Source organism: Sphingomonas sp. SFZ2018-12 (genome assembly GCF_022496715.1).
Classification (GTDB): Bacteria; Pseudomonadota; Alphaproteobacteria; order Sphingomonadales; family Sphingomonadaceae; genus Sphingomonas.
Genome location: NZ_WTFM01000008.1, coordinates 16,526 through 35,543 on the forward strand (window position 1 = coordinate 16,526; position 19,018 = coordinate 35,543).

21 protein-coding genes are annotated in these 19,018 nt (G+C 63.9%); 15 read left to right on the forward strand and 6 right to left on the reverse strand.

Annotated features, from left to right (window positions below):
* Nucleotides 1-46: 46 nt before the first annotated feature.
* Together GO308_RS17695 and metC are read right to left on the reverse strand one after the other, a co-directional pair.
* On the reverse strand, nt 47-244 hold the full coding sequence (locus GO308_RS17695; protein WP_240886343.1) for a hypothetical protein: 198 nt from the start codon (nt 242-244) through the stop codon (nt 47-49).
* Complete coding sequence (gene metC, locus GO308_RS17700; RefSeq protein WP_240886344.1) at nt 244-1,470, reverse strand: cystathionine beta-lyase; 1,227 nt, start codon at nt 1,468-1,470, stop codon at nt 244-246. Before metC ends, GO308_RS17695 begins: the two co-directional genes overlap by 1 nt.
* 256 nt (nt 1,471-1,726) lie before the next feature.
* Between metC and GO308_RS17705 the strand changes: the two genes are divergently transcribed.
* On the forward strand, nt 1,727-2,644 hold the full coding sequence (locus tag GO308_RS17705; protein ID WP_240886345.1) for a LysR family transcriptional regulator: 918 nt from the start codon (nt 1,727-1,729) through the stop codon (nt 2,642-2,644).
* On the opposite strand, the gene GO308_RS17710 is transcribed toward GO308_RS17705, so the two are convergent.
* Complete coding sequence (locus tag GO308_RS17710) at nt 2,641-5,154, reverse strand: TonB-dependent receptor (protein WP_240886346.1); 2,514 nt, start codon at nt 5,152-5,154, stop codon at nt 2,641-2,643. The two genes, GO308_RS17705 and GO308_RS17710, sit on opposite strands and share 4 nt — an antisense overlap.
* Nucleotides 5,155-5,508: 354 nt before the next feature.
* Here GO308_RS17710 and GO308_RS17715 point away from each other — a divergent pair, with 354 nt between their 5' ends.
* The 3 genes from GO308_RS17715 (at nt 5,509) to GO308_RS17725 (ending at nt 8,188) form a co-directional block, all read left to right on the forward strand.
* Complete coding sequence (locus tag GO308_RS17715) at nt 5,509-6,822, forward strand: type II restriction endonuclease (protein ID WP_240886347.1); 1,314 nt, start codon at nt 5,509-5,511, stop codon at nt 6,820-6,822.
* A 68-nt stretch (nt 6,823-6,890) separates the two neighbouring features.
* Nucleotides 6,891-7,766, forward strand: a complete 876-nt coding sequence (locus GO308_RS17720) for a DUF4396 domain-containing protein (RefSeq protein ID WP_240886396.1) — start codon at nt 6,891-6,893, stop codon at nt 7,764-7,766.
* 89 nt (nt 7,767-7,855) lie between these two features.
* Nucleotides 7,856-8,188, forward strand: coding sequence for a four-helix bundle copper-binding protein (locus GO308_RS17725; RefSeq protein ID WP_240886348.1), 333 nt, complete (start codon nt 7,856-7,858; stop codon nt 8,186-8,188).
* A 49-nt stretch (nt 8,189-8,237) separates the two neighbouring features.
* On the opposite strand, the gene GO308_RS17730 is transcribed toward GO308_RS17725, so the two are convergent.
* From GO308_RS17730 to copC, 3 genes are read right to left on the reverse strand one after another with little or no spacing between them, the layout of a single operon-like run.
* Nucleotides 8,238-8,507 carry a flagellar biosynthetic protein FliQ gene (locus GO308_RS17730; protein ID WP_240886349.1) on the reverse strand — a complete coding sequence of 90 codons (270 nt, stop codon included), beginning with the start codon at nt 8,505-8,507 and terminating at the stop codon, nt 8,238-8,240.
* Between the two features lie 52 nt (nt 8,508-8,559).
* Nucleotides 8,560-9,486 (reverse strand): copper homeostasis membrane protein CopD, encoded by a 927-nt coding sequence (copD, locus tag GO308_RS17735; protein ID WP_240886350.1) that lies wholly within the window; start codon nt 9,484-9,486, stop codon nt 8,560-8,562.
* 4 nt (nt 9,487-9,490) lie between these two features.
* Nucleotides 9,491-9,859, reverse strand: coding sequence for a copper homeostasis periplasmic binding protein CopC (copC, locus tag GO308_RS17740; protein WP_066674138.1), 369 nt, complete (start codon nt 9,857-9,859; stop codon nt 9,491-9,493).
* Between the two features lie 128 nt (nt 9,860-9,987).
* Between copC and GO308_RS17745 the strand changes: the two genes are divergently transcribed.
* From GO308_RS17745 to GO308_RS17795, 11 genes are all read left to right on the forward strand, one after another.
* Nucleotides 9,988-10,257 (forward strand): hypothetical protein, encoded by a 270-nt coding sequence (locus GO308_RS17745; RefSeq protein ID WP_240886351.1) that lies wholly within the window; start codon nt 9,988-9,990, stop codon nt 10,255-10,257.
* Nucleotides 10,254-10,694: a periplasmic heavy metal sensor gene (locus GO308_RS17750; RefSeq protein WP_240886352.1), complete on the forward strand. Its 441-nt coding sequence runs from the start codon at nt 10,254-10,256 to the stop codon at nt 10,692-10,694. Before GO308_RS17745 ends, GO308_RS17750 begins: the two co-directional genes overlap by 4 nt.
* 10 nt (nt 10,695-10,704) lie before the next feature.
* Nucleotides 10,705-11,268 carry an RNA polymerase sigma factor gene (locus GO308_RS17755; protein WP_240886353.1) on the forward strand — a complete coding sequence of 188 codons (564 nt, stop codon included), beginning with the start codon at nt 10,705-10,707 and terminating at the stop codon, nt 11,266-11,268.
* 67 nt (nt 11,269-11,335) lie between these two features.
* Nucleotides 11,336-12,493 carry an acyltransferase family protein gene (locus GO308_RS17760; RefSeq protein ID WP_240886354.1) on the forward strand — a complete coding sequence of 386 codons (1,158 nt, stop codon included), beginning with the start codon at nt 11,336-11,338 and terminating at the stop codon, nt 12,491-12,493.
* Between the two features lie 125 nt (nt 12,494-12,618).
* The gene (locus GO308_RS17765) at nt 12,619-14,568 is read left to right on the forward strand and encodes a copper resistance system multicopper oxidase (RefSeq protein WP_240886355.1); all 1,950 of its coding nucleotides are present in this window, start codon (nt 12,619-12,621) and stop codon (nt 14,566-14,568) included.
* Nucleotides 14,565-15,725: a copper resistance protein B gene (locus GO308_RS17770; RefSeq protein ID WP_240886356.1), complete on the forward strand. Its 1,161-nt coding sequence runs from the start codon at nt 14,565-14,567 to the stop codon at nt 15,723-15,725. The genes GO308_RS17765 and GO308_RS17770 overlap by 4 nt, the downstream gene beginning before the upstream one ends.
* On the forward strand, nt 15,716-16,489 hold the full coding sequence (locus GO308_RS17775; RefSeq protein WP_240886357.1) for a PepSY domain-containing protein: 774 nt from the start codon (nt 15,716-15,718) through the stop codon (nt 16,487-16,489). The genes GO308_RS17770 and GO308_RS17775 overlap by 10 nt, the downstream gene beginning before the upstream one ends.
* Nucleotides 16,486-16,932: a DUF305 domain-containing protein gene (locus tag GO308_RS17780; protein ID WP_240886358.1), complete on the forward strand. Its 447-nt coding sequence runs from the start codon at nt 16,486-16,488 to the stop codon at nt 16,930-16,932. Before GO308_RS17775 ends, GO308_RS17780 begins: the two co-directional genes overlap by 4 nt.
* A 121-nt stretch (nt 16,933-17,053) precedes the next feature.
* Nucleotides 17,054-17,419: a DUF305 domain-containing protein gene (locus GO308_RS17785; RefSeq protein ID WP_066674154.1), complete on the forward strand. Its 366-nt coding sequence runs from the start codon at nt 17,054-17,056 to the stop codon at nt 17,417-17,419.
* 50 nt (nt 17,420-17,469) lie between these two features.
* Entirely contained in the window at nt 17,470-17,910 is a 441-nt protein-coding gene (locus GO308_RS17790) for a DUF411 domain-containing protein (RefSeq protein ID WP_240886359.1), read from the forward strand.
* Between the two features lie 212 nt (nt 17,911-18,122).
* Nucleotides 18,123-19,001 (forward strand): sterol desaturase family protein, encoded by an 879-nt coding sequence (locus GO308_RS17795; RefSeq protein ID WP_240886360.1) that lies wholly within the window; start codon nt 18,123-18,125, stop codon nt 18,999-19,001.
* The last annotated feature ends 17 nt before the right edge of the window (nt 19,002-19,018 follow it).

Below are 19,018 nucleotides of genomic sequence, written 5' to 3' on the forward strand. Positions count from 1 at the left end.
CTGCCGATCTCGCGACGCAGCAACGAGTCGGGCGCTGATGGTCGCCTCACGTCGCGTTCGCCGCATCTGCAAGGTTTTTATAGCTGTTGGACGTCGCCACGAAGAGCGCGGCCTTATCTTTCCCCATCGGGCCGTCCTTCTGGAGAGGCTTCAATCCCGAGAGCGTCGCAGCCAAGCAAAGTTCGCCGGGCAGGCGCCAGGATGCTCGTGCAGCTGCACACAAATGTGGGTAGGCCGTGATCATCATACGGCCTGGGCAGTTGACCGGAGGCGGGCGAACGCTTGTTCAAGATCGTGGATGAGATCGGGTCCGCTCTCAAGACCGGCATGCACACGGATCAGGGAGCCTTCCTCGATCTCCGAGCAACTGCGCGCCGGCAGCGGCCACGCCGGGACCATCAGACTTTCAAAGCCGCCCCAGCTCGACCCCAGTTTGAATAGGCGCAACCCATTGAAAAACGACGAGCGCTCCGCAGAAGACATCGGGTTCATCAACACGCCGAAAAGGCCTGAGGCCCCTTCGAAATCGCGGCTCCAAATCCCGTGGTCGGGAGAGGTCGGCAGCGAAGGATAGAGCACCTTCCGCACCTCCGGCTGTTTTTGGAACCAGGCCACCAGCTCCGACGCCGTTCGCTGGTGCCGCTCCAGCCGAACGTCGAGTGTGCGAAGGCCGCGATGGACGAGGTAGCAATCATCCGGGCTCGCCGAGCTCCCCCAGCGTGCCGCCGTGTCCTTCAGCCGCCTATAAATCTCATCTGACGCCGCACTCATGGCACCGAGCATCACGTCCGAATGGCCGGACAGGTATTTGGAGGCGGAGGCGATGGAGATGTCGACCCCGTGCTCGATCGGCCGAAAGAGCAGCGGAGTCGCCCAGGTGTTGTCGAGCGCTGTGACGATGCCGCGCGATCGCGTGACTGCGGTGATCGCAGCGACGTCGACAAGCTCGAACGTGAGCGACCCAGGCGTTTCCAGAAAGACCATGCGCGTGTTGGGTCGGATCAGCGAAGCGATGTCCCCGCCGATCGCGGGAGGGAAGTATGACACCTCCACTCCGTAGCTTTTCAGCACCTCGTCGCAGAACCGACGGGTTGAGCGGTATACGGTATCGATCACGAGGAGGTGATCGCCTGCTTGGAGAAAGGCGGAAAGGCTGAGCGTGATCGCAGAGGTGCCAGAGGAAGTGAGCACCGTCTGGTGCCCCCGTTCCAACCGGGCGATCGCCGACGCGAGAGCGAAGGTGGTCTCGGTCCCATACAGGCCGTAGGTCACCCCGTCATACAGACGGCTATGCCGGTCGATATAGGCCTCGACGTTATCATAGACGATGGTCGTCGCCCGATGCACGGGCGGGTTCAGAACGCCGGCTTCTTGAGCGGACGGCGAGGTCGAGTGGATCAGCGCTGTTAGGTCGGAGACGATGTCATCTTCGGCGCTCGTTTCCCCAGCGCCCGCGGTTAGGTTGTTCATTTTTAGAGGTCCGATGTTGCAAGGGTTTTTGAAGGCAGCCGATTAGTAGAACCCGGAACGTGTCGGCATACCGTTCCATCTACGCGGCTAGCACCGGATGTAGGCTGCCGCGGCGACAGATAGGCTGGCTTGACTGGCGTCTCTAACTTCAGAGGGCGCTTTGATCGGAGCTGGACGGGCCGTTCCGAAGTCATGTCTTGCGAACCAGCCGAGCGGTCCGGCTATAAGCGTACGGAATAGCCGCGGAGCGCCCTGAATGAATTTGCGTCAGTTGGAAGCGTTCCGCGCGGTTATGCTGTCGGGATCGGTCACGCAGGCGGCGGTCGCGCTTCACATATCCCAACCGGCCGTAAGCAAGCTCCTCGCCGATCTTGAGCATCAGCTCGGATTCCCGCTCTTCACCCGCTCCAAGGGCGTGGCGCTTGCGGTCACCCCCGAGGCCGACCTGTTTCTCGTTGAAGTGGAGCGCAACTTCGCTGGAATCGCCGCACTCAAACAGGCCGCAGCCGACATCCGTAACGCTTCCGCCGGGACCCTGCGCGTGGCAGCCTTGCCTGCGCTGGGCGTCAGCTTCCTGCCCGCTGTCATTCGCACCTTTCGAAGCCGTTATCCGGGCGTGACGGTGCAACTCCAGACCCGAAGCTCCTCTACGGTGCGGCAATGGATCGCGAACCGGCAGTTCGATATCGGTCTGGCAACTCCGGCGCGCGAGATGCCTGGAGTCGCCATGGAGACGTTCCTGCGATGTGCAGGAGCCTGCGTGCTGCCGACCGGCCATCCGCTGACGGACAGGGCGGTGATCACGCCGCCCGACCTGGAGGGCGAGCCCTTCATCTCGCTCGCGCTCGAGGACCGTACCCGTCATCGGATCGACCGAGTTTTCGAGGACGCGGGTGTGCAGCGCGAAGTGGTCATCGAGACGCAATACGCCATGACGATCTGTGCTCTGGTATTGCAGGGGCTCGGCTGCTCCATCTTAAATCCCATCACGGCCCACGACTATGTTGAGCGAGGGTTGATCGTCCGGCCATTCAGGCCGGAAGTGCTGTTCGAGTACATGCTGTTCACGTCGAGTCTGAGGCCGATGTCACAGGTGACAAAGGCGTTCATCGCCGTCTTGGAGGAACATCGGACGGCCTTCGTTTCGAGCCGCACAGGCGGAGCGCTCGACTAGAATTTTGCCGTACCTCGCACGTACCAAAAGCCGCCGTTGAAGCCGGTCGGCGCGAACCGCAGATAGCGGATGCCGTTGGCGATCTGGGACGGGCGACGCTCCTTGTCCGGATAGTTATCGAAGACGTTCTCGGCTCCGACCGCGACGCGGAACATCTCGGTCAGCTTATATGACGCTTCAAGATCGACGAGTATCTCGGCACCGCCGGTCTGGTCAGCAGAAGCTATCGCCCCGTAGTCGGTCCATTTTCCGTAATAATTGGCCCGAGCAAGAAAGCTTACGCGCTCACCCTCATAATTGAAGGACGTGTTACCCTTCCACCTCGGGATGAAGCGCTCCAGCTCCAGTATCCGCTCGCGGTCGGCCGCGATCACCGGAGTTGCTCGGACGACCTTGGTATCCGTGTAGTTCGCGTTGACGCCGAAGGTGCCCTGCCCACCGGGGAGGTCAAAGCCTACCGTCAGCACGGCGTCGACGCCTTGAGTGCGACTGTCAAACGAGTTGGTGAAAAAGCTCACCTGCTGGAAAGACTCTCCTCCGGGAATGCCGAGAGCGGCAAGCTGGTCGCGTTGCGCTTGGGAGAGGTTGAAGTTGCCGGAAACCGCGATGCGGTCTTCGACCTTGATGTTGAAATAATCCACGGTGAGCGTGACCCGGCGGGCGGGAGTGACGACCACGCCACCTGCTATGTTGAATGAGCGTTCGGGTCTCAGCGAGGTCGCTCCAAAAAACTGCGCGACGGGGTTGCTCGGAGCGACAATGCCCGACGTAAGCGGCGCTCCCGTTACCGAATCAATATTCGTCTGAACTTGCGAGGAGTTGAACTGGCCAGGAGTTGGCGCACGAAATCCCGTATTCACCGAGCCTCTGACGGCGAACTCGTCGATGAGATCGACACGCGCATTCACCTTCCAGGTAAAACGGCTGCCGAAATCGGTGAAATCCTCAAAGCGCCCGGCCAGCCCGAATTGAAGCCTTTTGGTCAGATTGCCTTCCAATGAGGAATAGACGGCCCAATTGCTTCGTGAGAAAACCCCAGCCTGGGTGGGACTGAAGCCCGGAAAGCCGTTCGAGCCGACCGGCAGGCCGGTACGCCGTCCCGTATCCGGGTCGATGACGGACGCAAATGGTCCGATCTGGTAAGAGGGAATGTCGCCAGCCGTGATCTCGTACGTCTCGCGACGCCACTCGCCGCCGCCGGCGAGCGTGAACGGTTCAGCAAGGCCGAGATCGAGAGGATAGGCGAGATCCAGGTTGAAGTTCAGCTCGCGCTGCTCGAGCTTGCCAGGTCGGAAGTCGGTTGGAGAGGCCCGGCCGAGCGACGGGTTGACGGTGTCGAAGATCCGATACTTGGCCGTGTTGCGCCCGAAAGAGGCGCTGAGGTCGTAGGTAAGTCCAAAACTGGCTTCTCCCCTCAGGCCACCGACCAGGGATGCGTCGGTCACAGTGGCCCCAAAAGTGGGAGTGAAACCGCCCGGATACAGTTCGCGAAAGCTGAAACGAGCGCCGCCGGGTGCAGTGGTAAGCGGAACGCTGGTGGCGATGAAGCTCGAGTTTGGATTACGGTAAAAGAACTCGGTGTCGCCTGTGCTCCAACTGTAGTTGCCGAATGTGTAGAATTTCAGCGAGTCAGACAGGTCGACACCGGCGTTGACGAACATCCTCGCCGCTTCCACCCGCGGGTTCCCCCAGCGTTGCGCCGGAACGGGCACTCCTTGCACGCCGGCGTTGATTAGGGCTTGCGCGTCGGCTCGCTGAATACCGCGGGACGTCGGATCGCTATTGACATACTCGCCGCTGATATTGACGAAGCCGGCATCGGTGAACGGCAAACCTACATTGCCTTGGACCAGGAAGTCGCGGCCGTCCCCTTCATAAAATTGACCGTAGCGCGCGATCAGAGTTCCGCCTTCGCGCTCCGTCCGTAGACGGAAGTTCAGCACGCCGGCGATTGCATCGGAACCGTACAAGGCAGAGGCACCGTCGCGCAGTACCTCAAGCTGGCCGATGGCGATTGAGGGGATCGCGCTCAGATCGGGACCCTGCGACCCGCGGATGTAAGGAATGTTTGTAAACTGGACGGTTGCGCCCCGGTGGAACCGCTTGCCGTTGACGAGGACCAGTGTTTGGTCGGGCGGCAGACCGCGCAGCGAGAACGGGCGGGTGAAGACTGCGCCATCGTTGCTGACAAACCGCTGAATGTTCAGTGAGGGCACCTCAGCGCGGAGCACGTCGTTGATGTCCGAACTGCCTTGCCGGGTGAGCCTCTCACCTGAGATGATGTCGATCGGCAGAGCGGCGTCGGCAGCCCGTAGGTCCGCGCGGCGGGTTCCGGTGACCACGATATCCCCCTGAGTGGCACTCGTTTGCTCGACGCTTTGAGGAGCGGTCGCCGCCTCTGTACCTTGAAGAGCGCCCTCGTCCGGATCGACGGTTTGAGCCCATGCGCTTTGGGCGCAAAGCGCCCACGCGAGCGCCACCATGCCGACGTACTGTTCGACTTTCGGCATACCCTACCCTCCCCTGCGTTTCTCGCTTCCTCACACGAGCTTGACGATGGGAAGCTATTGGTATGGCCGGGCTGCCGCCAAGAACTAAACAACCCCCATCCGCGATTCGTTGCAGGTCATCAAGATAGGTTATCGGTTCGGCCGCTGGTTGTTTTGGTTTCGACGTGGAGCTGCAAGGTGGCCTGCACTCAACCATCGATCGTTCAACTCGGTCAGCGCAGTTCGGGTAATAGCGCTTAAAGCGTCTTATATCTGAGCAATTACTTCAGAATCTTAGAAGCTCTCGACGCCATAACGCCCGCCGCTTAGGCCTATGTCCCGCTCGCCTAGGCGAGCGGGACAGAATGGGGACGTATGGCAGCGCAAATCGATATTCATTTCACTGGCACCAGTCACGACGGCCTTGTCCGTCGGCTGATTGCCCGCTGGCGCGATGACCCAGGCGCGACCTATCGGAGCTGGTTCCTATGGGATGAGCGGCTGAAAAACTTCCGCTCGATCCGGCGCGGCATCACCCAGGTCGTCGGCGAGATCGAGCACGGCACCTTCGGCGTCGCTTACCGTGGATCGTCGCTCGAAACGGTGGTCCACTCCGTCGCCGAACAGCGCCAGATCTTCAAAGGCGCGGACCATGCGTTTCTCTGGAAGCCGAAGCTGCGCATCCCCGACATCTACGAAAGCCCGGAGAACCAACGCGCGTTCGGCCGCTTGCTCGACGCCTGTTCGTGTTGCGACACGGCCGAGGAGATCATCGGCCATATCCACGCGATCGACCTCTTGAAGATCAAGGGGCTCGGCCCGGCTGTCGCCAACCTGCTCTACTTCCTTCACCCGACGTTGGTGCCGCCCTTCAACACCGCGATCGTCAAGGGCTACAACGCGCTGACCGGCGCCAACGTGAAGCTCGGGAGCTGGAAACACTTCCTGGCGATGCGGACCGGCATCCTCGACCTCAATGACCGCTTCCGCGACTTGCTATCAAACGACCTGGGCGCGATCGGCGGGCTGTTGTTCGACATCGGCTCCGATCGCTATCCGGCCCCGCCCCTCGACGTGAGCGGGGTGACACTGGCGAGCTGGGGGCAGCGGCTTGAAGCCGCGCGCGAGGAAGCCCGCACGCTCAGCAAGGCCGCGCAGCGCGAGGGCGAGAACGAGCGCACCCATACCGAGATCCAGGCTTGGCTTCGCGATCTAGGGCTGGCGCTCGGCTATGACGTGTGGATCGCCGCGAACGACCGCAGCCGAGCCTTCAACGGATCGCCCTTGGGCGCAGGATGCCTTGAGCGCCTGCCCGACACGATCGCGACGTCGAAGGGCGCGGACTCCATCCGGCTGATCGACGTGCTATGGCTTGAGAAGGCCGGCGATCACGTCGCCGCGGCGTTCGAGGTGGAGCATTCCACCTCGATCTATTCGGGCATCGTCAGGATGCTCGACCTGGCCTTGAGCGGCAGTGAGCTTCAGGCGACCGCGGGGCTGTTCCTCGTCGCGCCCGACGCGCGCGAGGCGGACGTTCGTGCGCAGTTGCAGCGGCCCGCATTCAGCCGCGTCGCCGACCTCGACATAGCCTATCTTCCCTATGGCGAGCTGGAGAAGAACCGCGAGGCCATCGCCCGGTTCGGATCGGGGCTGAAAGCGATCAAGGCGGTATCGAGCAAACTCGCCTGATACGCCCGCGCGAGGGCTAGAGCCGGAAGCCGCGTATCCTCTAACAGTAGAGGAGAGCTGCCGTGACGATGCCTTCCCCGGCCCCCTGGCTCTACGCCGTGCTGGTCGGTTGGTTCGTGCTGACCGCCCTTTCGGTCGCCTACGTCGCGTGGGATGCCTTCACCCGCAACCCCGAGCTGCGCGTGATGAAATGGGGGTGGCTGTTGGTCACGCTCTATGGTGGCCCGATCATGGCCGCGGCCTATGTCCTGTCCTGCCAGGAGCCGGCAGACGAGCGGCACGAAGACTTCGTTCGGCCGCTCTGGAAGCAGGCGTTCGGCTCGGCCATTCATTGCATGGCGGGCGACGCGACCGGGGTGATCGCCGCGGCCGCGATCACCACGGCGCTGGGCCTACCGATGTGGCAAGACGTGATCGCGGAATATGTGTTCGGCTTCGCGTTCGGGCTGCTGATTTTCCAGGCACTGTTCATGCGCGACATGGCGGGCGGTTCTTATTGGGGCGCGCTTCGCATGTCGTTCATCCCCGAATGGCTTTCGATGAATGCCGTCATGGCCGGGATGATCCCGACGATGGTGATATTGATGAGCCGCGACATGGCCGCGATGCACGCCAGCTCGCTTCGCTTTTGGGGCGTCATGTCGCTGGCGACGCTGGTCGGGTTCGCCGTCGCCTATCCGATCAACCTTTGGCTGGTCGGCGTGCGATTGAAGCACGGGATGGGCACGGTACGCGCGCTGGGGCATGGTGGACACGAAGTTGGCGCAGACCGGCTGGCCACGCCGCTGCCCGACATGGGACACGACGCGATGGCAGGGATGAGCGGCATGGCGACGGCCACGCGCGTGACCACGCCGCAGATTGCCGCGATGACGGTGCTGACGCTCGTCATGCTTGGCGCGGGCATCATCGTTGCGACGCTGTTCGGTCGGTGGGCCATGTAGCCTTGCCCCGACCGACGGAGATCGCGGCAAGGGGTGATCGCGCGGCGCGCGTATCTAGGAGCAGGCGGGGGCTCACACGGAGATGACCGATGCACCAGATCGACCCCGGCATGAAGGCGTGCATGGACGCCTGCCACGAATGCCATGTAACCTGTCTCCATATGGCGATGAACCACTGCCTCGAAATGGGCGGCCAGCACGCCGCGCCGGAGCATATGAAGATCATGGCCGACTGCGCGCAGATTTGCGCGGTCGCGATCGACTTCATGGCGCGCAAGTCCGCCCACCATCAGCATATCTGCCGCGAATGCGCCGAGATTTGCCGGGCGTGCGCGGCGAGCTGCGAAGCGCTTGGCGGCATGGAGGATTGCGTGGCGGCGTGCCGCAAGTGCGCCGACGCTTGCGATCGGATGGCGGCCTAACAGTGCTCCGCGCGGGCGGTCCGACCGCCCGCGCGGCCTGCTTGGCGGGCTATCGTCCTATCGTCGCAATCACGGCGAATAGCTCGGCCGTGAACTTCGTCAGCAGCTCGATCGCCGCGCTCCCGAACACCACCAGGCACACTCCGAGCGCAATGAGCTTGGGCACGAAGCTCAGCGTCTGTTCGCTAATCGACGTCGCCGCCTGGATGATGCTGATTATCAGCCCGACGATCATCATCGGCACAAGCAGCACAACACAGATCAGGCCGGCCACGACCAGCATCTTCCCCGTTTCGTCGAGCAGGATCGATTGACCCATCAGGCGCGACCGCCTTGCGGACCGGGGACCGCGAGGGCTCCCCGGCAGCGCATCACATCGCCGATGCAGGCGGCGCGAGCGTCCCGAGCCAGGCGACCAGCCCGAGGATCGCGGCGACGCACGCGGTTTCGACCGCTAGGCTTGTTCGTAGCACGGCGAGGGCGCCCCCATGATCGTCCGCCGCGATTGACCGCTCGAACGCCGGGGTGAGCCGGAAGCGATTAAGCGAGGCGAGCCCCAGCATAGCGGCGAACAGCGCCAGCTTGGTGAGCAGGAGCTGACCGTAGAGGGTCGTCTGGAGCGCGGCCAGGTTGTTGATCCCGACCAGCATCCAGCCATTGACCAGGCCGGTGACGACGATTGTGCCAACCACGATCGTCCCGACCGCACCGAACCCATGCAACGCCCGGTGCGTCAGCCCCAGATGGGCCGAATCGACGCGTGCCGCGGGTCGGGAGACGAGCAGGACAAGCCCCAGTAGTGCGCCAACCCAGGCGCCCGAGGCGATCAGATGGAGAATGTCGGCGATGAGGTGGACCCAACCCATCGCCGCTTCATCCATCGCGCCATGTCCGGTCCACGCCAGCGTCGCCAGCGCCACGGCCGAGCAGAGTGCAACCGCGCCCAGCCAGATGCCGCGCCCGCCCGCGACGAGCGCCGCCAGCGCTGCGAGGGCGAGCATCACCATGCGCAGCTTCCATGCCGCCCCGATCGCCGAGCCGGTGAGCAACGCACCGACCGCTTCACGATCGACCGGCCACGCCGGCGTTCCCGCCATCGAGGACGCCATCAGCACGACCCAGGCGGCCGAGAGCAGCAGGCTCAGGGCGGCGCTGGCGACCAGCCAGGGGCGTAGCGCGAGCGCGTCGCCACGCTCGCGTGTCCGCAGTCCATAAAGGCTGAATGCGGCAAGGCCGAACAGCGCAGCCAGCGTCACGTAGAGCGCGAAGCGGACGCCGATAAGCGACCAGTCCCCCATCGCCTCACTTCACCGCGAAGACGTAGGTTCCCGCGACCTTGTGGGTGTCGGTCGAGACGACATTCCACGCGACGCTATATCGACCCGATGGCAGCGGCGATTTCGGGGTGATGATGAGGGTCCGGCCATCGGACGAGAGCGCGGAGGTGCTGGCCATCTTCATGGCTGCCATGCCGGGCATCGCTGCCATCGTGAGATCGGCCTTGGAAAAAGCTGGCATCAGCTTCTCGCTGAAATGAAGTTCGATGCGAGCGGGTTTTGCGACCGTTGCATTGGCGGCAGGTGATGCCGACACAAGCTTAGGATGAGCGTTCGCCGTGCCGGCGAACATGACGAGAGCGGCAGCGGCAGTCAGAACGGATAGGCGGCGCATAGAGAGGCCTTTCGACGGGAGGGTTCCTGTCCTTCATTACGCGCCTCGATCGACCACCCCTCACGGACGGATTTGAGGGGTGGGAGCGTCGCTTGCGTAATCCATGCTAGAGGGGTGGAGTGAACGACATGGACCTCGACGCAGTATTGATGCGGCTGGCGCAAGCACCCGTGCCCGCGAGCCTTGATGGTATGGAAGATCGCGTGCTGGCGCGGATCGCCGCACGTTCAGCGGCGCGCGCCGGCTTGGGCGTTGGCGCAATGATGATCGCTGCGGCGCTCGTCATGGGCATCTTCGGTGCTGGTGTGCCCGCGAAGGAAGCCAGCGCGGCTTCGCTCTCCCCCTTGGGGCCGGTGTCGCCGCTCGCGCCCTCCACGCTGCTCGTCGGCGCGCCATGAGCGGCCGCACCCGCTTGCTGCTTGGCGTTGTCGCGTGCTTCATTGCCGCGATCGTCGGTGTGTTCGTGGGGCGGGCGCTACTTCCGCCACGTGCCCAGCCCGGCTCGGAGCTGCACGACGTGCTGCATCATAGGCTGGCGTTGGATGCCAGTCAGGAAGCGCGCCTTGCGGCGTTGGAACAGCGTTTCGCCGTTCAACGCCGCGCGTTCGAGCTGGAGTTGAAGGCCGACAATGCCCGGCTCGCCGAAGCGATCGAGGCCGAACATGGCAATGGTCCGCGGGTGGCCGCGGCGGTCGATCGGAGCCATGCCGTCATGGGCGAGCTGCAGAAGGCGACGCTGGCGCACATCTTCGCGATGCGCCAGCTCTTGCGGCCCGATCAGACCGCTCAGTTTGATCAGGCCGTGGTGAAGGCGCTCACCGACGACGCTCGGTGAGTTCCGGCGGGTGAGCCTCGACTGGACCCCGCTTTCCGACGGGGAGCTTGCCACGCTGAGCCTTGCGGGACGACAGGCCGCGTTTTCCGAGCTGATGCGGCGTCACGAACGGGCTGTTTTCCGATTGACCCGCGGGTGCATTGGGGACGCCGACGAAGCGCTGGATTTAACCCAGGAGACGTTCGTGGCGGCGCATCGTGCGCTAGCACGCTATGATGGCACTCGCCCCATGCGGACCTGGCTATCGGCGATCGCGCTCAACAAGTGCCGTGACTGGAGCCGAAAGCGAAAGGTGCGGCGATTCTTGTCGTTCGCCGTCCCGATCGGCGCCGAGGCCGAGGCCGTCGTTGATAGTCAAGTGGCGATCGACGACGCCACCAGCGACCGGCAGGAGCTGGACCGAGTTCGGCGTGCCATCGCTGATCTACCGGACGCCTTGAAAGAACCGTTGGTGCTTCACACCATCGAAGGGCTTAGTCAGGCCGACACCGCGGCCGTACTCGGCATCAGCGAAAAGGCGGTCGAAACCCGGCTCTATCGCGCTCGACAGAAATTGGCGGTTTCTTTGGCATAGCTGCTCCCGCTGGCCAAAAGGAAGCGACGGCGTAAGGGGTCGGGCTGCACGATCCGTATTGTGCCATATGGGGGATCTACAGGACGCAAGCCGTGACGACAGCCTGCCGGGGATACGCGGGCAAAACGGCGCTTGCGGGCAGCGGGGTCTTGCCCAGGGCGCGTTCGTGCTCATGGACGCCATGCGCTGCGTGCTCGCGGTCTCCGTCGCGTTCGCTCATGCCTGGTACTTACTCATCGAAGATCATCGGGGGCAGGCTTCGCTCGCGGCTTCGATTGGTTACTTTCTGGCCGGCTATGCGCACGCTAGCGTCATTCTCTTCTTCGTGCTCAGCGGCTACTGGATCGCGCGCAGCGTCGATGGGCGGGTCGCCAAGGGATGGCACTGGCCGAGCTATTTGACCGATCGTCTCACCCGGCTTCTCGTCGTCCTGTTGCCGGCGCTGGCGATCGGGGGCGCGCTCGACGCGATCGGCCTCTATGTTCTCGAATCGTCAACTCATACCGGCGCGACGCATACCTATGTGCTCCGCAGGAGTGTCGCTGACGCGCTTGGTTGGCGTGTTTTCATCGGCAACATTCTTTTCCTACAGGACATTCTGGTTGCGCCGTTCGGCACGAACGGCCCCCTATGGAGCTTGGCATACGAATTCTGGTTCTACATCTGGTTCCCGGCCATCATCGTTAGCTGGCGCAAACGCCGACCATCACCGTTCCTGCTGGCGATGGGCCTCGCTTGGATCGAGCCGCATATGCTGATCGGCTTTGGCTGCTGGCTGTGCGGTGCCGCGCTTCATTGGGCGACCCGGAGAGGCAAGGGTGCGGACCGTCGACCGCCGCTTAATCGCATGTGGGTGGGTGTCGCCAGCGTCGTGCTGATGGCGATGCTCATCATCGTGAGAACGGTTGGCCTGACCTATCTCGAGTTGGCACTGGCGGCGGCATTCGCGTTATTTCTCTACACTCTGCTGCGCGTCGGTCTGTCTCCCCCCCGTTGGATCGAGCCGCTTGCCGCCTATGGCGCGCGCGCCAGCTTCTCGCTCTATGCTCTGCATTTCCCGGTACTCGCGTTCGCCGCGGCGCTCCTGATGGGCACCGACCGCCTTCCCCCAACGGTAACTAATGTGGTGCTCGTGGTGCTTACGCTCGCTTGGGCAGTTCTCGTGTGTGGAATCTTCGCGCGATACACCGAGCATTACACCGGAAAAGTGCGCCGACTCTTCTGAGTCGGCCCGTTCACGCCGGACGGTTCGCAGGCCGTGCTCGATCGATCGTCAAAGGCTGAGGGCTACGTGAGCGCGACGCGTATCATCGGTGAATGGACCAACGCATGTCATCGACCAGGAACCTTATGAACAGGACCATCGATCGCCGTCAGCTCTTGCGCGGCGCCACTCTTGCAGGCGGCGGACTCGCCCTGTCGGCCTACATGCCGGCATGGGCGCAGACGACTTCAGGGGGCATCGTCAAACCGATGCCGACCGTCTCGGGCGACGATATCAGCCTGCGGGTCGCCTATCAGATGATGATGATCGACGGGCGCGAGAGCCACGCGATCGGGATCAACGGCACCGCGCCCGCCCCGCTGATCCGGTTGCGCGAAGGGCAGAAAGCGCGGCTGACCCTTATGAACGCGCTGCCCGACGAGCAGACCTCGATCCACTGGCACGGGCTGATCCTGCCGTTCCAGATGGACGGCGTTCCCGGCATCAGTTTCCCCGGTGTCGAACCGGGCGAGAGCTTCACCTATGAATTCCCCGTCAAGCAGGCCGGCACCTACTGGTATCACAGCCATTCCGGTTTGCAGGAGCAGATGGGGCATTATGGCCCGCTGGTGATCGATCCTGCCGGCGAGGATCCGATCGCGTCCGACCGCGAGCATGTCATCATGCTCTCCGACCACAGCCAGCTCCACCCGCACGTCATCTTCCGCAAGCTCAAGATGCAGGGCGGCTATTTCAACTACCAGAAGCAGACCCTCGCCGGGCTGCTGCGCGGCGAGGGCCAGTCGGCGAAGGAGCGCGCCGATTGGGGCAAGATGCGGATGGACCCCACCGACGTCGCCGACGTGACCGGCTCGACCTATACCTATCTCGTCAACGGCCACGGCCCGAAGGATAATTGGACCGGGCTGTTCCGGCCCGGCGAGCGGGTGCGGCTGCGCGTCATCAATGCCTCCGCGATGACCACCTTCAACGTCCGTATCCCTGGCCTGAAGATGACCGTGGTGGCGAGCGACGGGCTGAACGTCCGTCCGGTGACAGTCGACGAGTTCCAGATCGGCGTCGCCGAGACCTATGACGTGATCGTCACACCGACCGACGACCGCGCCTACACGCTGGTCGGCGAGAGCGTCGATCGCTCCGGCATGGCGCGCGCGACACTCGCGCCACGCGAGGGCATGGCCGCGGCCGTCCCGCCGCTTCGCAAGCGCCCGCTCGCGAGCATGAAGGACATGGGCATGGGCGGGATGGACATGAGCGACGGTTCGATGGGCGGCATGGACCATGCCGCGATGGGCCACGCCATGCCCGCGACCGGCGCTGCAACCGGGGCGATGGCCGGCATGAGTCACGGCGCGCCCGCCCAGGCCGGCAGCGCCGCGGATCACGCCGCGATGGGCCACGCGATGCCCGCCGAGGGCACAGCAGCGGGAGGCATGGCCGGGATGGACCACGGGGCCATGCAGGGCAGCGCCGGCGGTCAGATGGCGGGCATGGACCACAGCGCGGGCGGCATGAGCCACTCGATGCGCGACTTCTCCAATGCGCCAGGCGTCAAGAAGACCGCTACCGTGCAGACCATCTCGCCGATGCCCGTCGATCGCATGGGCGAGCCGGGCCAGGGGCTGGAGAATGTCGGGCACAAGGTGCTCGTCTATCGCGACCTGATGGCGGTGGATCGCAACCCCGACGTGCGCGCGCCCGACCGGGCGATGCAAATCCACCTCACCGGTAACATGGAACGCTATATGTGGGCGTTCGACGGCGAAAAGCTGTCGGAGGTCAAAGACCCGATCCCGTTCCTTGAAGGCGAGCGGGTGCGCGTGACGCTCGTCAACGACACGATGATGGGACACCCGATCCACCTTCACGGTCACTACTTTGAGCTGGTGACGGGCCACGGCGAGTTCGCGCCGCGCAAGCACACCGTCATGGTCCAGCCGGGCGGGACCGCGACGTTCGACGTGACAGCCGATGCCGTCGGTGACTGGGCGTTTCACTGCCACATGCTCTACCACATGCACGCCGGCATGATGCAGGTCGTGAGCGTCCGGCCGCGCGGGGGAGACGCGGCATGAAGGCGCTTCCCTTCGCCATCGCCGCGGCCCCGATCGCGCTCGCCACCCCGGCCGTCGCGCAGGACCATTCGATGCACAACATGCCGGGGATGACCATGCCGGCGAAGCCGGCAGCGAAGCCCCAGGCGAAGCCGGTCGCCAAGCCGCGGCCGCCCGCGCGCGCCAAGGCGAAGCCCGCGCCGGCCGCACCGAAACGGGCGTCGCCCGCTCCCGCCGCAGCGGACCCGCACGCTGGTCACGATATGTCGGGGATGGCGATGCCCACCGCTCCGGCGCAGGCAGACCCCCATGCGGGGCACGCCATGTCCGACAGCCCGGCTACCACTGCCCCGCCCGACCCGCACGCCGGCCACGACATGAGCGGGATGACGGGCGAGATGAGCCAGAACATGGGAACGGGCGGCACCGCCCTTCCCCCCGGTAACGCACCCGCTCCGGTCGCGCCCGAGCCCAGCTACGCCGATCGCGTCTATTCGCCGGAGAGGATGGCCGCCGCCCGCGCCTATCTGCGTAACGAGCATGGCGGCTACAATTTCTGGCAGGTCAACTTCAACCTGGCCGAGGTGCAGGTACGCGACGGAGACGACAGCTTCCGGTGGGACGGCGAGGGTTGGTACGGCGGAGACATCAACCGACTGGTCATCAGGACGGAAGGCGAAGGCGAGTTCGGGCGCGGCGTTGAGGATGCGGAGGTGCAGGCGCTCTATAGCCGATCCGTTGGCCCGTACACATTCTTTCAGGCGGGTGTGCGCTACGACTTCAAGCCCAATCCTTCGCGCACCTATCTATCGGTTGGCGTCGAGTCGCTAGTGCCATATTGGTTCGACGTGGAGGCAACCGCGTTCTTGTCCGACAAAGGCGACGTCCTGGGGCGACTTGAAGGCTTTTACGATCAGCGCATTACCCAACGGCTGATCCTGCAACCGCGCGCCGAGCTCAACTTCGCCGCGCAGGACGTGCCGGAAAACGGCATCGGTTCGGGCCTGAGCGATATCGAGCTGGGGCTTCGCCTCCGCTATGAGATCAAGCGCGAGTTCGCGCCCTATATCGGCGTGTCCTACGACCGCCGGCTAGGCAATAGCGCCCGCTTCGCGCGCGCCGAGGGCGAGAGTGTGGGCGGACCCAGCTTCGTTGTCGGCGTGCGGACGTGGTTCTGAGGAGTCGGCGCGCGAGACTTCATCAGCTGGCGAGCAAGACGCATAAATGGCTCGCGATCATCATCGGCGTCCAGCTCCTCCTCTGGTTTGCGAGCGGGACGCTGATGAGCTTCCTGCCGATCGATAAGGTGCATGGCGATCACCTCGTTGATCGGACGGTCGTCGCGCCTATCCCGACCGGCGAAGTGCTGGCGTCGCCGGCGGCCTTGACGCAACGCGCAGGAACGCCGGTCACATCGCTTACCTATCGCATGTTGCTTGGGCGTCCCGTCGCCGAGCTGACGACGGCCAAGGGCGTCCGGCTTGCCGATGCGACCACGGGTGCGCTGCTGCCGCCCGCGACCGCCGCCCAGGCCGAGGCCGTGGCGCGCGCCGCGTGGCGCGGGCAAGGTCGACCAGCAGCCCGCGTCGAACGGATCGAACGCGCCGCACCCGAATATCGAGGAGCGCTCCCAGCATGGCGGGTCGCATTTGACGATGCTGACAGCACCCGCGTTTTCGTCGCCAGCGAGACCGGACGGATCACTGCCGTCAGGACCGGCACTTGGCGGCTCTACGACTTCTTCTGGGGCCTCCACATCATGGATTGGAAGAACCACGAGGACTTCAACACGCCTTGGCTGCTCGCCTTCGCGATCGGAGGCTTGGTGTTGTGGGTAGGCGGCGCGGTTCTGCTGTGGGTGCGCTGGCCGGTCCGGCGGCGCGCCACGCGGCGGGGTAATCTCATTCGGGCGGGCGGCATCAACAGGGGAGATAAGCGATGATGAAGAACGCCTATGTCAGCTTGGGTGTCCAAACCTTAGTCAGTGGTATCATCATGTATTTCGTCATGTTCGTGATGATCGACAGCCTCGGCAGCTTCTACAACAACCTCAATATGTTCTACATGACGCTGATGATGGTCGCGCCGATGGTCATCGCGATGATCCTTGCCATGCGCCATATGTTTCCCTCCAAGGCGGCGAACAACGCGCTCATCTTCGGCTCGATCGCAGTCTTTATCGGCAGCTACGCGCTGATCCGGACCCAGACGACGATCGGCGACCGGGCGTTTACGCGGTCGATGATCCCGCACCACTCCGGCGCGATCCTCATGTGCCAGGAGGCGTCGCTTACCGATCCAGAGCTGAAGACGCTGTGCGGCGAGATCGTTAAGGGGCAGCGTCGCGAGATCGACCAGATGAAGACGATCCTATCTCGGCTTTGAGTTGGCGCTGACGGATACGAAAGCGCCAACCGGCGATTATTGCTGCGCGATCGAGGGGCACGCCTCTCCGGCGCGTACAATATCAACACGGCCCAAGGAGATCGAGATGCGATTAACACCTATGCTGGCGATCCTCGCCTTGTTCGCCACCCCCGCCTTCGCCCAGCAGGCGGGCCACCAGGGGATGAACCATCAGGGCATGGATCATTCCAAGATGATGCAGCCGACCGCGGCTAATCCGTACGGCCCGGCCGAGATGGACATGCACCAGAAGATGATGGCGGCGAAGGGGGCAGACGCCGGCGAGACCTGGATCCGCAAGATGATCGAGCATCACCGCGGCGCAGTCGCCATGTCACAGATCGCCCTTCGCAGCACGCAGAATGCCGAGATCCGTAGCGAGGCGCAAAAGACCATTACCAGCCAGAATCGCGAGATCGCGACCCTTAACGCGATGCTCCGGAAGATGGGCAAGTCCGCTCAGTAACCATACGGCCCCGCCCTGGACCGGGCGGGGCCGGTAGATAGGCTTCGATCATGACGCGCATTCGTCTCGCCTTGGCAGCTCTCGCGCTCGGCGTTCCCGCCGCCGCGGTCGCGGCAGATACGATCCTCGTGCACCGCGATCCCGGATGCGGCTGTTGCGGCGAATGGGCGAGTATTGTTAAGGCGCAATTCGGCCGCGCCGTGCGGATAGTGGACGATGCGAACCGGCCCGCGATGATGAAGGCTCGCGGCGTCCCGGCCGACCTTGCCTCCTGCCATACCGCTGTTATCTACGGCATGACCTTCGAGGGCCATGTGCCAATCGCAGACATGAAGCGCGCGCTCGCGCAGCGGCCGAAGGGCGTCAGCGGCCTTGCGGTTGCTGGAATGCCGCTCGGCTCGCCCGGAATGGAAGTGCGGGGCCGACCTGCGCAGGCGTTCGAGGTGATCGCGTTTGGGCGGACCGGCCGCAGGGTTTTCGCGCGCCATTGAGAAGAAGTAAGGCGCTGTCTTGCTAGCGTTTTCTTCTCGGCATCCGGCTAGCGATATCATCATGCCCTCTGCAGCACGCCTGCCGCATCAGCAGGTGCATGGCCGGCGACGAGCACTGGTGGACCCTCTGCGAAGATTTAGCCTGATCGTTCAAGTGAGAATGCCCGTCTAAGCGTAAATCGCGACGTGACCTTCCGTTGAGGAGACACGGCGTGCGTCCGCTTCTGCAGATCCTCTATGCCCCGATGATGCTCCTAGGCTTTAACGGCGCGGCTGTTTGGACCGTCGAGTCCGGCGCTACGCGGCTCTGGCTCCTTCCGCTGCTCCTGGCGGCGATCGCCACCTCGTTCGCGGTTGAGCGCCTGATCCCTTACGAGCCGCTATGGAACCGTGATCGCGGCGACTCCTGGCGCGACGTCGCCTACGCCGTCGCCTATGAGGCGAGCGTCTACTCGTCGGTCGCGCTCATACCGCTGCTGACGTTGCTCGCGCCCTTCCCGGGGTCCTGGCCGAGCGCATGGCCGCTCTGGGGGCAGTTGCTGTTCGCGGTAATTGTCGCCGACCTCGGCATCACACTCTGCCACTACGCCAGCCACCGCGTGGAATGGCTCTGGCGATTTCATGCCCCGCACCACTCGGTTACTCGCATGTATGGCTTTAACGGGCTGATCAAACATCCGGTTCACCAACTCCTCGAGACGACTGCGGGAACGACGCCGCTCATACTCATCGGTATGCCGCTGGAGGTCGGGCTGTTGCTCGGCTTCGCAATCACGATCCAGCTGCTCCTTCAGCACTCGAACGCCAACATGCGCATCGGCCCGCTGCGCTATGTCCTCGCACTGGCGCCGCTTCACCGCTTCCATCACCAGAAATGGGCCGGGGTCGGAGACGTCAATTTCGGGCTGTTCACCAACATCTGGGATCACCTGCTCGGCACGGCCGTGTACGAACCCGAAAAGCGGTTCACGAGCGCTGACCTCGGCATCGGCAAGCGGCCGGATTATCCCATGAGCTACCTCGAACAGCTCGCCGAGCCATTGCGCGCGCGACCACGGCGGTATGGCGAAGGGGCGGAAGCGATGGAGTGACTGCCGGTCCTCAAGGT

Excerpts from the sequence above, each read along its gene's own strand:
- GO308_RS17695 (WP_240886343.1), bottom strand. The coding sequence starts at position 244 with ATGATCACGGCCTACCCACATTTGTGTGCAGCTGCACGAGCATCCTGG.
- metC (WP_240886344.1), bottom strand. The coding sequence starts at position 1,470 with ATGAACAACCTAACCGCGGGCGCTGGGGAAACGAGCGCCGAAGATGAC.
- GO308_RS17705 (WP_240886345.1), top strand. The coding sequence starts at position 1,727 with ATGAATTTGCGTCAGTTGGAAGCGTTCCGCGCGGTTATGCTGTCGGGA.
- GO308_RS17710 (WP_240886346.1), bottom strand. The coding sequence starts at position 5,154 with ATGCCGAAAGTCGAACAGTACGTCGGCATGGTGGCGCTCGCGTGGGCG.
- GO308_RS17715 (WP_240886347.1), top strand. The coding sequence starts at position 5,509 with ATGGCAGCGCAAATCGATATTCATTTCACTGGCACCAGTCACGACGGC.
- GO308_RS17720 (WP_240886396.1), top strand. The coding sequence starts at position 6,891 with ATGCCTTCCCCGGCCCCCTGGCTCTACGCCGTGCTGGTCGGTTGGTTC.
- GO308_RS17725 (WP_240886348.1), top strand. The coding sequence starts at position 7,856 with ATGCACCAGATCGACCCCGGCATGAAGGCGTGCATGGACGCCTGCCAC.
- GO308_RS17730 (WP_240886349.1), bottom strand. The coding sequence starts at position 8,507 with ATGGGTCAATCGATCCTGCTCGACGAAACGGGGAAGATGCTGGTCGTG.
- copD (WP_240886350.1), bottom strand. The coding sequence starts at position 9,486 with ATGGGGGACTGGTCGCTTATCGGCGTCCGCTTCGCGCTCTACGTGACG.
- copC (WP_066674138.1), bottom strand. The coding sequence starts at position 9,859 with ATGCGCCGCCTATCCGTTCTGACTGCCGCTGCCGCTCTCGTCATGTTC.
- GO308_RS17745 (WP_240886351.1), top strand. The coding sequence starts at position 9,988 with ATGGACCTCGACGCAGTATTGATGCGGCTGGCGCAAGCACCCGTGCCC.
- GO308_RS17750 (WP_240886352.1), top strand. The coding sequence starts at position 10,254 with ATGAGCGGCCGCACCCGCTTGCTGCTTGGCGTTGTCGCGTGCTTCATT.
- GO308_RS17760 (WP_240886354.1), top strand. The coding sequence starts at position 11,336 with ATGGGGGATCTACAGGACGCAAGCCGTGACGACAGCCTGCCGGGGATA.
- GO308_RS17765 (WP_240886355.1), top strand. The coding sequence starts at position 12,619 with ATGAACAGGACCATCGATCGCCGTCAGCTCTTGCGCGGCGCCACTCTT.
- GO308_RS17770 (WP_240886356.1), top strand. The coding sequence starts at position 14,565 with ATGAAGGCGCTTCCCTTCGCCATCGCCGCGGCCCCGATCGCGCTCGCC.
- GO308_RS17780 (WP_240886358.1), top strand. The coding sequence starts at position 16,486 with ATGATGAAGAACGCCTATGTCAGCTTGGGTGTCCAAACCTTAGTCAGT.
- GO308_RS17785 (WP_066674154.1), top strand. The coding sequence starts at position 17,054 with ATGCTGGCGATCCTCGCCTTGTTCGCCACCCCCGCCTTCGCCCAGCAG.
- GO308_RS17790 (WP_240886359.1), top strand. The coding sequence starts at position 17,470 with ATGACGCGCATTCGTCTCGCCTTGGCAGCTCTCGCGCTCGGCGTTCCC.